At 59.5% G+C, this 11,835-nt stretch carries 12 protein-coding genes; 5 read left to right on the top strand and 7 right to left on the bottom strand.

From position 1 onward, the window contains the following. Positions 1–26: 26 nt before the first annotated feature. From ATU_RS19885 to ATU_RS19865, 5 genes are all read left to right on the top strand, one after another. Positions 27–1,286, top strand: a complete 1,260-nt coding sequence (locus ATU_RS19885) for an ABC transporter substrate-binding protein (protein WP_010973685.1) — start codon at positions 27–29, stop codon at positions 1,284–1,286. A gap of 55 nt (positions 1,287–1,341) precedes the next feature. After that, entirely contained in the window at positions 1,342–2,268 is a 927-nt protein-coding gene (locus tag ATU_RS19880) for a carbohydrate ABC transporter permease (protein WP_010973684.1), read from the top strand. Beyond that, positions 2,258–3,100: a carbohydrate ABC transporter permease gene (locus tag ATU_RS19875; protein ID WP_010973683.1), complete on the top strand. Its 843-nt coding sequence runs from the start codon at positions 2,258–2,260 to the stop codon at positions 3,098–3,100. The genes ATU_RS19880 and ATU_RS19875 overlap by 11 nt, the downstream gene beginning before the upstream one ends. A gap of 14 nt (positions 3,101–3,114) precedes the next feature. After that, positions 3,115–4,158 (top strand): ABC transporter ATP-binding protein, encoded by a 1,044-nt coding sequence (locus tag ATU_RS19870; RefSeq protein WP_010973682.1) that lies wholly within the window; start codon positions 3,115–3,117, stop codon positions 4,156–4,158. A gap of 249 nt (positions 4,159–4,407) precedes the next feature. Continuing rightward, positions 4,408–4,689: a hypothetical protein gene (locus tag ATU_RS19865; protein WP_010973681.1), complete on the top strand. Its 282-nt coding sequence runs from the start codon at positions 4,408–4,410 to the stop codon at positions 4,687–4,689. A gap of 7 nt (positions 4,690–4,696) precedes the next feature. On the opposite strand, the gene ATU_RS19860 is transcribed toward ATU_RS19865, so the two are convergent. The 7 genes from ATU_RS19860 to ATU_RS19830 are packed head-to-tail and all read right to left on the bottom strand — an operon-like array spanning position 4,697 to position 11,832. Then, the gene (locus ATU_RS19860) at positions 4,697–6,151 is read right to left on the bottom strand and encodes an NAD-dependent succinate-semialdehyde dehydrogenase (RefSeq protein WP_010973680.1); all 1,455 of its coding nucleotides are present in this window, start codon (positions 6,149–6,151) and stop codon (positions 4,697–4,699) included. A gap of 12 nt (positions 6,152–6,163) precedes the next feature. Beyond that, complete coding sequence (locus ATU_RS19855; protein WP_010973679.1) at positions 6,164–7,246, bottom strand: ABC transporter ATP-binding protein; 1,083 nt, start codon at positions 7,244–7,246, stop codon at positions 6,164–6,166. Beyond that, a complete protein-coding gene (locus tag ATU_RS19850; RefSeq protein ID WP_010973678.1) occupies positions 7,243–8,043 on the bottom strand; it encodes an ABC transporter permease in 801 nt (266 codons plus the stop codon). Before ATU_RS19850 ends, ATU_RS19855 begins: the two co-directional genes overlap by 4 nt. A gap of 1 nt (position 8,044) precedes the next feature. Next, on the bottom strand, positions 8,045–8,920 hold the full coding sequence (locus ATU_RS19845) for an ABC transporter permease (protein ID WP_010973677.1): 876 nt from the start codon (positions 8,918–8,920) through the stop codon (positions 8,045–8,047). Positions 8,921–8,979: 59 nt separating this feature from the next. Further along, on the bottom strand, positions 8,980–9,990 hold the full coding sequence (locus tag ATU_RS19840; protein ID WP_010973676.1) for an ABC transporter substrate-binding protein: 1,011 nt from the start codon (positions 9,988–9,990) through the stop codon (positions 8,980–8,982). Positions 9,991–10,046: 56 nt separating this feature from the next. Next, entirely contained in the window at positions 10,047–10,361 is a 315-nt protein-coding gene (locus ATU_RS19835) for an NIPSNAP family protein (RefSeq protein WP_010973675.1), read from the bottom strand. A 4-nt stretch (positions 10,362–10,365) separates the two neighbouring features. After that, the gene (locus tag ATU_RS19830) at positions 10,366–11,832 is read right to left on the bottom strand and encodes an aldehyde dehydrogenase (protein WP_010973674.1); all 1,467 of its coding nucleotides are present in this window, start codon (positions 11,830–11,832) and stop codon (positions 10,366–10,368) included. Positions 11,833–11,835 lie beyond the last annotated feature (3 nt).

The raw sequence follows: 11,835 nt of genomic DNA, 5'->3' as shown, positions 1-11,835 counted from the left end.
AAACGTATAATCTGGGAGGATTATTCATGCGCAGGACTATAGTCAAAATTGCAATGACCGGTTTTCTGGTCACGTCAGGGCTGGTTTCGCCGGCTTTGTCGCAGGAATTGCGGATGGCCATCTGGAGCGCCAACGAAGCCCATCTGGCCCTTTTCAACGAGATTGCCGATGAATTCGAGGCCAGTCATCCCGGCGTCAAGATTACCTACGATTCCCTTGCCTATGAAGGTTATGCCACCACCTTGACCACCCAGATCGCCGGCGGCAACCCGCCCGATCTGGCCTGGCTGTTCGACACGACAGCCCCTGATTTCATGGCAGCCGGGGCGCTTTATCCTCTCACCGAAACCTTTGCCAATACGCAAGGCTACGACATGGGCGACTTTCCCCCGGCAACCCTTGCCGCTTGGTCATATGAAGGAACACAATATCTCTATCCATTCTCGACATCACCCTTCGGCGTCTTCGTCAACAACGACATGATCCGGGCGGCAGGTGCCAAGACGCCCGCCGAGATGATCGCTGCCGGCGACTGGAACTGGGACAATGCCATCGCGACCGCCGCGAAAGTCGCGGCAACCGGCAAGCAGGGATTGATCATTCGTGATTTTGAATACAAGGCGTGGGAAAACCTCGCCGAAGTCTATACCGGCTGGAATGCCTATCCTTGGTCGAAGGATACCAAGTCCTGCGCTTTTGCCAGCCCGGAGATGGTTGATGCCATGCGCTTCATCCACGATGCAATCTTCGTGAAAAAAGCCATGCCAGGCCCTGGTGTTTCGGCCGATTTCTTTGCCGGGGATGCCGCGATGACGACCACCCAGATCAGCCGCGCAGCGTTGCTACCCAAAGGTGACAAGGCCTTCGACTGGGATCTCGTGCCGTTGCCTACAGGACCTGCAGGTGACTATGCCGTTACAGGTCGAGCAGGCATTGGCGTCCTGGCCAGCGGCAAAAACCCGAAGCTCGCGGCGGAATTCCTGGCGTTTTTCTCCTCCAAGCCTAATGTAGCCAAGCTCGCGCGGTTTTTCCCGCCGGCACGGCAAAGTCTGCTCACCGCCGATGTGCTCGCGGCCGCCAACCCGTTGCTGTCGCGTAAACAGATAGAGGCCGTGGTCATTCGTGGCGTCGCCACCGGTCAATCAACGCAGCAGGTCCGCAACTTTGCCCGGCTGCAACAGACCGTTCGCGCTGGCCTTGACGGTCTCTGGCGACCAGATGCCGATGTCGCGGCTGTCCTGCAAGCGCTTTGCGGCCGTCTTGATCCGTTGCTGGCGGCCAATTGACGCTTGGTAGTCATCCGATTTTCCGTGGATGCGAAAGGTAGAAGGAAGAAAAGCCATGACGCTTGCCCTCCAGACGGCGCAAACACAGGCCCGGCGCGGCTTCTGGACCATGGCGCGCCGTGACGCCGCCACCGGTTATCTGTTCATAGCGCCGCAACTCATCGGCATCGTTGTCTTCGTGCTCGTTCCGCTGGTGCTGGTCTTCTGGTATTCGCTACATGAGTGGAACGTGCTGGCGGGATCCTTCCGGTTCACCGGCATCGCCAACTACCAGAAGCTGCTCAGCGATCCGGCCATAGGCGAGGTGCTGGCCGTGACCGCCGTGTTCTCGGCCGGGCTTGCCCTGCTCAACATGAGCCTGGCGCTGGGGCTTGCGTTGCTCCTGAACCAGCAGCTGGCCTTCATGACCATGTTTCGCACGCTGTTCTTTTCGCCTGTCGTGGTGTCGCTGGTCGCCTGGACAATCGTCTGGAGTTTTTTGCTGCAGAACAATGGCGGCATCAACGGCCTCCTGCAAATGATCGGCGTCGAGGGTCCCAACTGGCTGCGTCACCCCACGACAGCGATGATCTCGGTCATCGTCGTGCAGGCGCTCAAGAATGTCGGTCTCAACATGATCCTGTTTCTTGCAGCACTTCAGGGCGTGCCGCGTGAACTGTTCGAGGCCGCGCGCGTCGACGGCGTGCCGCGCTTCAAGCAGTTCTACCGCATCACCCTGCCGATGATCAGCCCCACGATCCTGCTCGCTTCCATCGTCACCATCGTCGGCGCGCTGCAGGTCTTTGCGCAGATCATGATCTTGACCCAGGGCGGGCCGGGTTTTTCCACGACGGTTCTCGTTTATTACCTCTATCAGCAGGCCTTTCAGTTCTACCTCTTCGGTTATGGCTCGACACTCTCCATCATCCTGCTGGTCATTGTCGGCGCTTTGACCTTCATCCAGTGGCACTTGCGCAGAAAGTTCGTATTCTATGAAAACTGAACTCAGCCCACGCGCGCAGACGCTGATCTATTTCATACTCTGCGTGCTGCTTGTCCCCTTCGTCTTTCCGACCTGGTGGATGGTGACGTCGTCGGTCAAACCCGTCAGCCAGATATTTGCCTTTCCGCCGGATATCTGGCCGCGCACCTTTGATTTTTCCTCCTATTCCGACGTTTTCAGAATACAGCCCTTTGCGCTGCAATATTGGAACTCGGCCTATATCGCCGCAATCGTCACCATCGGCACCATGGCTGTGGCTTCGATGGCCGGATATGCCTTTGCGCGTATCAGGTTCCCCTTCGCCAACGCCATCTTCATGGTGGTGCTGGTAGGATTGCTGATCCCGTCCGAAGTGACGCTGGTTCCGCTGTTCCGGATGTTTCTCAAATGGGGCATGATCAACACGCACTGGCCGCTGATCCTGGTGCCGATCTTCGGCGCGCCGGCGGTCTTCGCCACCTTCATCATGCGCCAGTTCTTCATTTCCCTGCCGGTGGAACTGGAGGAAGCCGCGTGGGTCGATGGTCTCAGCCGGTTCAAGATATTCTGGACCATCGCCCTGCCCCTTGCCCGTCCGGCACTGGCCGCCGTCGCGATCTTCACATTTCTCGGCAGCTGGAACCTTTATCTTGAACCCATCGTCTTTCTCTCCAGCCCCGACAAATTCACCCTGCCCCAGGCATTGACCCAATTTACCGACGCCTATGGCGGGCCGATGTGGAACATCCAGCTTGCCGCCGCGACGATGACCGCCATTCCCGTCCTCATCGTCTTCATCGTTGCGCAGAAACAATTCGTCGAAGGCCTCGCCCATACCGGCCTTAAAGGCTAATCGAAAGGCTGACCATGGCACCCGTTACCCTTAAATCCGTCAAGAAAAGCTATGGCGCACTCGCCACTATTCATGGTGTCGATATCGATATTGCCGATGGCGAATTCGTCGTGCTGGTTGGCCCTTCGGGCTGCGGCAAATCCACTCTGCTGCGGATGATCGCAGGCCTTGAAACCATTACCGGCGGCGATATCTCGATCAGCAACCGCGTCGTCAACGAGATCGAACCGAAAGACCGCGACATCGCGATGGTCTTCCAGAACTACGCTCTTTATCCGCATATGACCGTCGCCAGAAACATGGCCTTCTCGCTTGAGCATCGCGGTGGCAGCAAGGCCGAGGTCGCCGAGCGAGTGAACTGGGCAGCGGAGATATTGGGGCTGACGCCATTGCTCGAACGGTTCCCCCGCCAGCTTTCCGGTGGGCAACGGCAGCGTGTCGCCATGGGCCGCGCGATCGTCCGCAATCCGCAGGTTTTTCTGTTCGACGAACCGCTCAGCAACCTCGATGCCAAGCTGCGCGTCGTGATGCGCGGTGAAATCAAGGGGCTGCACCAGCGCCTGGGCGTTACGACCGTCTATGTGACGCATGACCAGGTGGAAGCCATGACCATGGCCGACAAGATCGTGGTGATGAATGCCGGGCGGGTCGAGCAGTGCGGGGCGCCGCTCGAGCTTTATGACCGACCGTCCAATCCCTTCGTCGCCGGCTTCATCGGTTCGCCGGCGATGAACTTCATCAAGGGACGACTGACTGCCGATGGCTTCGAGGCCGACGGCGTCACCTTGCCCCTCCCGCCCGGCCACGTCTCGGGTGATGCGATATACGGCATCCGCCCGGAACATTTCGAACTGGCCGACCATGGCCTACCCGCAACCGTTTTATTGGTGGAGCCAATGGGGTCGGAAACGCAGGTCACGATGATGCTCGGCCATCATCAGGTCATCGGTGTCTTCCGCGAGCGTGTGCAGGCACAGCCGGGTGCGACCATTCAGGTTCAGCCCGATCTGGCATCGATCCACTTGTTCGATGCCGCGACCAGTCAACGCCTCAATTAGACGGGATCGCAACGCAGGACATTATTCAGTGATTAAAATCATTACCCACAGAAGCCGTATGGCGTCGAACTTGGCATAGACACCGCGAAATCGGCATGTCACGTTTTGGAAAAGCCGTAACCGGAGAGCACGCGAATTCGCACGAGCGCAACGCGCCGCACTATCGGTCTGGTCCCTCGCCTTTTTCTCGCTGCCGGGCTGATATTCCAGGCAACGATAGCGGGCGGCCCCGCGCAGGCGGCGGAGAGCGTGACCGTTCCGCCTTATGCGCCGGCCGTCGGGACTGAGCTTCATTATCGCGTTCAAAAGACCACCGAGACCGACATGTCGCTTTGGTACGACAAGCCGGGAGCATCGTCCGTTGTCATGCGGGGTGACTTCCGTCAATCGGCAACCGTGCTATCGCGGGACAACGAAGGCATGCAGGTGCGATGGAGGCGTTCCGCCCATATCTCACCGGATGCGGCGAACGCAGCGGGTTCCTATCCGATGAACGCCATGTTTCGCAACAACACGGCCAGACCAACCTGACCGTTATCTAGAGAATGTTGCCGATGCAGACATATTTGAGTTCGGTATATTCCTCGATGCCATGGCGGGAACCTTCGCGCCCGAGACCTGACATCTTGACGCCGCCAAAGGGCGCCTCGGCGGTGGAGATAGCCCCCGTATTGACGCCGACCATGCCATATTCAAGCGCCTCGGCGACCCTGAACACACGGGAAAGATCACGCGCATAAAAATAGGAAGCGAGACCGAAATCGGTATTGTTGGCCTGCGCGATCACATCCTCTTCGTCTTCGAAACGGAAAAGCGGAGCGAGCGGCCCAAATGTCTCCTCGCGCGCGACCTGCATGTCGGCAGTCACGTTGCGCAGGATCGTCGGCTCGAAAAAATTGCCGCCGAGTGCATACCTGCTACCGCCCGCGGCAATTTGCGCGCCTTTTGAGAGTGCATCGGCGATATGCGCTTCCACCTTGGCAACGGCGTTACCATCGATGAGCGGACCCAGAATGCTTCCCTCTTCCAACCCGTTACCGACCTTCAGCCCCGATACCGCCCGCGCGAATTTTTCAGCAAAGGCATCATAAACACCGCTCTGCACATAAAGCCGGTTGGCGCAGACGCAGGTCTGGCCGTTGTTGCGGAACTTGGCAATCAGCGCCCCTTCGACAGCCGCGTCGAGATCAGCGTCATTAAATACGATGAAGGGCGCGTTGCCGCCGAGTTCCAGCCCGAGTTTCTTGATCGTCGGCGCGCATTGGCGGTAAAGATGTTCTCCCGTGCGTGTCGAGCCGGTGAAGGTGAGGAGACGAATATCCGGGCTTGCGGTCAGCACGCCGCCGATTTCTGCGGCAGGACCCGTCACGATGCTGAAAAGTTCGAGCGGCAGGCCCGCGCGCTCGGCGAGAATGGCGAGGGCGATGGCCGAAAACGGCGTCTGCGGTGCGGGTTTCAGCACCACCGCGCAGCCGGCAGCGAGCGCCGGGCCGACCTTGCGGGTAATCATGGCATTGGGGAAATTCCACGGCGTGATGGCCGCGACGACGCCGACCGGCTGGCGCAGAACGAGGATGCGCTTGTCGGCCTGATGACCGGGAACCGTCTCACCATTGATCCGGCGCGCCTCTTCGGCAAACCACTCGATGAAGCTTGCCCCATAGGCGATTTCACCTTTGGCTTCCGCGAGCGGTTTTCCCTGTTCCAGCGTCAGGATCATGCCGAGATCGTCCCGGTTTTCCATGACGAGCCGGTGCCACGCCTTCAGGATCGCCGCACGCTCGCCGGCTGTGCGGCGCGCCCATGCTTTCTGGGCAATCACGGCAGCGGTGATAGCCGCTTGCGTTTCCGTTGCGCCAAGTTCGGGAACTTGCCCGACGATTTTCCCCGTCGCGGGATTGCGGATCGTCGCCGTCTCGCGGTCATCGCAGCCGATCCAGCGGCCGGCCACGGGCACTTTTTCACAGAAAAGCGTGGGGTCATTCAGATGCATGGAGCCGATCCTTCAACAGAAAACCTGGGCTGACGCCGGGTCGAAGGCCAAGTGCACGAGGTCGCCCCGGTTGAGACCGGAAATCGCCTCGTGGCCAAAGGGCAGCCGCACGGCAAGCGGTTCGCCCGAACCGGTATGAGCAACCACATGGACATTGTTGCCAAGGAAGGTGATGTCGCTGACCGTGGCCTGAAAACCGGCGGAAGCAACCGGTCTGTTGCGGCTGAGCTGCAGGCGTTCCGGACGCAGCATCAGTGCCGCTTTCTTGCCCGGCGCGGCCTCGCCATGCATGGGAATATGATCGAAGATGATATCCCGGCCAAGCGACACCGTCGCCTTGCCGCCCGATGCCGCGATCAGATCGCAGGCGATGAAATCGCTGTCACCAATGAATTCAGCCACGAAACGGGTAGTAGGATGAGCATAAAGCTCGGGCCCCGTGCCGATCTGATCGATCACCCCCTTGGAAAACACGGCGATCCGGTCAGAAAGACGCAAGGCTTCTTCCTGATCATGGGTGACGTAAAGGATCGTCACTTCCGTCTGCTGGTGGATGCGACGGATTTCGAATTGGATTTCCTCGCGCAGCTTCTTGTCGAGCGCCGACAGCGGCTCATCCATCAAAAGTACCGGCGGATCATAAGCAAGCGCACGCGCCAGCGCCACGCGCTGCTGCTGACCGCCGGACATCTGCGCGGGCTTCCTGTCCTCGAAACCTTCGAGGCGGACGAGCCGCAGCATCTCCTTCACCTTGGCATCGATGTCCGCCTTGCTCCTGCGGCGAACTTTCAGCGGAAAGGCGATGTTTTCGCCGACCGACAGATGCGGAAACAGGGTGTAACGCTGGAAGACCATGCCGATATTGCGCTTGTGCGATGGAGTCGACAGCAGGCTCTCGCCGTTCAGCAGGATATCCCCCGAGGTCGGCTGTTCGAAACCGGCAAGGATATAAAGAGTGGTGCTCTTGCCGGAACCGGAAGGACCGAGGAAGGTCATGAACTCGCCCGGCTGAACGTCGAGATTGACATCCTGAACGGCGACCAACGGTCCGTATTGCTTGCGGATTCCGCGAATTTGCAGGAGCGGTTTGGTCATGTTTTCAGTCCTTTTCGCACAGCCGCAACAAGCAGCATGAGAATGATGGTCACCGCGATGAGAAGCGTGGAGGCAGCGGCGATGACGGGCGTCAGATCCTGACGCAGCGTCGCCCAGATTTTCACCGGCAGCGTCTGCAATGTCGGGCTTGCCATGAAGATCGCCAGCACCACCTCATCCCAGGAGGTGAGGAAGGAAAAGATCGCCGCCGAAAACAGGCCGTGGCTGATGGCGGGAAGCGTGATGCGGATTTTCGCCTGCAACGGGCTCGCACCGCATAGCACCGCCGCATCCTCAATCGACTTGTCGAAACCCTCGAGCGCGCCGGTCAGCGCCAGAATGGAGAAAGGCAGCGCGACAACGAGATGGGCGATGACGAAGCCGGTCGTGGTGCCGGCAAGGCCGAGTTTCAGGAAAAAGGCGTAAAGCGCCACCGCAAGGACCACGACGGGGAGGATCATCGGCGTCATGAACAGGGCGCGCAGCGTGCCGCGCCCGAGGAAACGTCCGCGCACCAGCCCGAAGGAAGCCACGAGACCGATCAGCACGGAGAGTACCGTGACCATCAACGCAATGCGCAGGCTGGTCCAGGCGGCCTCCAGCCATCTGGGATCCGCGAAGAAATCCGCATACCATTTCAGCGTCCAGCCGGGCGGCGGAAAGATCAGCCATTGCGACGAACCGAAGGACAAAGCGGCGATAAAAACGATCGGGAGGATCAGAAATGCCGACGTCAGCACGGTGATAAGGAGGAGCAGCCATTTCCACAGGCCGAGACTGTTGTAATTCAAAAGCATCTCAGCGCCCCCCTGCCCCGGCTGTGCCGAAGAATTTCAGCTGCACCGCGTAAAGAGCGAGCGTGACCACCAGAAGGACGAAGGCGGCGGCCCCGCCCATGCCCCAGTTGACCAGTGACTGCACGAATTGGGCGATGAGTTCGGCCAGCATCATGTTCGCCGTGCCGCCGAGCAGCGCCGGGGTGACGAAATAACCGAGCGACATGACGAAGACCATCAGCGCACCGGCCATCATGCCGGGCGCGGCAAGCGGAATGAGAACGCGCGTCAGTGCCTGCCAACGGCTGGCGCCGCACAGAGACGCTGCCTGCAGAATGGCCGGGTCGATCTTGCGGATGACGCCATAGAGCGGAATGATGATGAAAGGCAGCATGATATAGGTCATGCCGATCGTCACGCCGGTGAGGTTGTTTACCAGTGCCAGCGGCTTATCAATGATGCCAAGTCCCATCAGCGTCTTGTTGACCACGCCTGTTCGCTGCAACAGCACCATCCAGGCATAGGTGCGGGCCAGAAGATTGGTCCACATCGACAGAAGCAGGATGGCAAAAACGATGGAGGCAAGCCGCGAGGGCATGATGGCGAGCGCCCAGGCGACCGGAAAACCGATTGCCAGCGACACGACCGTCACCAGTGCCGACACCGCGAAAGTATTGAAGAAAATCTTCAGATAGGTGGAGCTGCCCAAGAGTTCGGCATAGTTGCCAAGGCCGAAGACGGGTTCGGTCACGCTGCGCGACAGCAGGATGAGGACAGGAACGACAAAAAACAGGATGAGGAGAGCGAATGCCGGCAGGGTGGCGGCAAAATTGCCGGCCCGGAAGGGCATGCGCGCCTTCGGCCTGGGTCTGACTGTTTCATCGGTAAGCGAGACCATGTCCAAACCTCCCGGACGTGAAAATTGCGCGGGCGCCCGTGGCAGCCCGCGCCGTTATCTTATTTTGCCTGCCAGGCGTACCAGCGCTCGCCAATTTCATCGCGATGCTGCGCCCAGTAGTTCATGTCGGCATTGACCTGGCTTTCCGTCTGCTGGTCCGGCAGGGATTTGGCAATTTTCGGATCCATCAGCTTGGCGGATTCGATATTGACCGGGGCGTAACCCGTCGCTGTCGCCATATCTGCCTGCGCCTGCGCGGACGTCGCCAAGGCGATGAACTTCATCGCCGCATCCTTGTTCTTCGTTCCCTTCGGGACAACGAGCGAATCCGCCGCAGTGATATTCTGCGCCCAGGATGTCTCCACCTTGACGCCGCTCTGCTCGAGAGCGGTCATGCGGCCATTCCAGACGCTGCCGAAGGGTGCTTCGGCGGATGCGATCAACTGCTGCGACTGCGCGCCGCCTGACCACCAGATGATATCGGATTTGATCGTGTCGAGCTTCTTGAAAGCACGGTCGAGATCAAGCGGATAAAGCTTGTCGGCCGTAACGCCGTCGGCCAGAAGTGCTGCCTCGATCACACCCGGTGCCGACCACTTGTAGAAGGTGCGCTTGCCCGGAAATTTAGCAGTATCGAAGAGATCGGCCCAGCTCTTGGGGCAGGCAGAAACTGAATCGACATTGCAGCCGATGACGAAGGAATAATAGAAGCTGCCGACAGAATAATCCGTCACGAAACGAGGGTCGAGTTTCGTTTTGTCGATGACGCTGAAATCCAGCTTTTCAAGCAGACCCTTGGGGCCGGCCTGCGCGGCATAGTCGCCTTCGACATCGACCACATCCCATGTCACGCCGTTTGCCTCGACCATGGCTTTCAGCTTGCCATAGTCGGTCGGGCCATCCTGCAGCACGTTGATGCCGGTTTCCACCATGAATTTCTCAGCCCAGGCCGCCTTCTGGGCGTCCTGCGTGGTTCCCCCCCAGCTGGAAAAAACCAGATCATTCGCCTGAGCGGCTGCGCCGAGGGCGAAAAGTGCTGCGCATGTCGACAATACCAGTTTCGATCTCATGTTCCCTTACTCCATTTAGAGTTTGTTGTTGGCATGCACGTCTTTGCCGGTACTTTTCACATCAACGGTGAAAACCGCGCCGGCTTCATGATCTTGTTTTCCGCGACTTCGATGAGATCACGGATTTTCGGCAGGAACGATAACCAGCGCGGATCGGCCATCAGCCGCGCGCGCCGTTCAGCGCGGTCGTCAAGGCTGGAAAAGGCCCAGATATGGACGATCTCGTTGATGGGGCCGATCTCGGAAAAGAAGTAACCCACTAACTCACCGAGATGGCTCTTCTGGATTTCGATACCCTCGTCTTCGACGACCTTGAGATAGGCCGGGATGGCGCCGTTCTTCAGCCGGTAGGTGCGGATCTCGTAAAACATCGGCTCACCGCATCACGAAAGGATCGGGGATCGGATCGTCGGAAGTTCTGAGCCATATGGTCTTGGTGCGTGTGTAATCGAGCGCCGCCGCAAGCCCGCCCTCACGGCCGTCGCCCGAAAGGCCGAAGCCGCCAAAGGGCGCAATCGGCGAAACAGCGCGATAGGTATTCACCCAGACGATGCCCGCGCGGATCGCCTTCATCAGCCGGTGAGCCCGTGTCAGGTTCTGCGTGAAAACGCCCGACGCAAGGCCATAGACCGTGTCATTGGCAAGCGAAATGGCTTCCGCTTCGGTTTCGAAGGAAACGACCGAAAGAACAGGGCCGAAAAACTCCTTTTCCAAGGAAGGCGAGCGAATGCCGTCACAATCGAGAATGGTCGGCCGGTAAAAATAGCCTTCACCCTCCACAGGCTCACCGCCCGTCACCACCTTCGCGCCGGCATCTACCGAGGCGGAAACCAGCGAAACGATGTGCTTCCTCTGACGCTCCGTTGCAAGCGGCCCCACTTCCGTCGCCATATCCAAAGGCGAACCGATGCGGATCGCCTCGGCCTTTGCCGCCAGAATCTGGAGGAACCGGTCCTTGACGCTTTTTTCGATGATCAGCCGCGAACCAGCCACGCAACTCTGGCCGGTCGCTGCAAAAATGCCTGCCACCTGGGCGTTGGCGGCACTTTCGAGATCGGCATCGGCAAAAACGAGGATCGGCGATTTGCCGCCGAGTTCCAGCGATGTGGAGGCAAGGTTTTCGGCCGAGTTGCGGACGATATGTCGGGCCGTTTCCGGGCCGCCGGTGAAGGCGATATGGGCGACCTTCGGATGCGTGGTGAGGGCGTTGCCGCATGACGCGCCGAAACCGGTAACAACGTTGACGACACCGGCAGGAAAACCGGCCTCATGCACCAGCCGGGCAAATTCCAGAAGCGGTGCCGGCCCATCTTCCGATGCCTTGACGACGATAGTGCAGCCGGCGGCCAGCGCCGGACCGATCTTCACGGCGGCAAGAAACAGCTGACTGTTCCACGGCACGATCGCCGCGACAACGCCGACCGGTTCGCGCCGGAGCCAGACATCCATATCCGGCTTGTCGATGGGCAGGTAGGCGCCTTCGATCTTGTCCGCGAGGCCCGCATAATAGCGATAATAGTCAGCGACATAAGCGATCTGCGCCGACGTTTCGCGGATGATCTTGCCGGTATCGCGGGTTTCGAGTTCAGCGAGCGTCTTCGCATTTTCCGCGACGAGATCGGCCAGCCTGTAGAGGAGCTTGCCGCGCTGCGTCGCCGTCAGTTTCGACCAGACAGTATCCTCGTAAAGCGCCCGATGCGCGGCCTCGACCACACGGCCGATATCCGCCTCGCGACTTTCCGGCATTTCGGCCCAGGGCTGGCCGGTTGCGGGATCGAGGCTGGAAAAGCTGGCCTCACCATCCTCGAAACGTCCGTCGATATAGCACTGAAAACGGCGCATCAC

Origin of the sequence: Agrobacterium fabrum str. C58, assembly GCF_000092025.1 — a bacterium.
GTDB classification, from domain to species: Bacteria; Pseudomonadota; Alphaproteobacteria; order Rhizobiales; family Rhizobiaceae; genus Agrobacterium; species Agrobacterium fabrum.
This window is presented reverse-complemented; position numbering and strand designations above follow the sequence as displayed.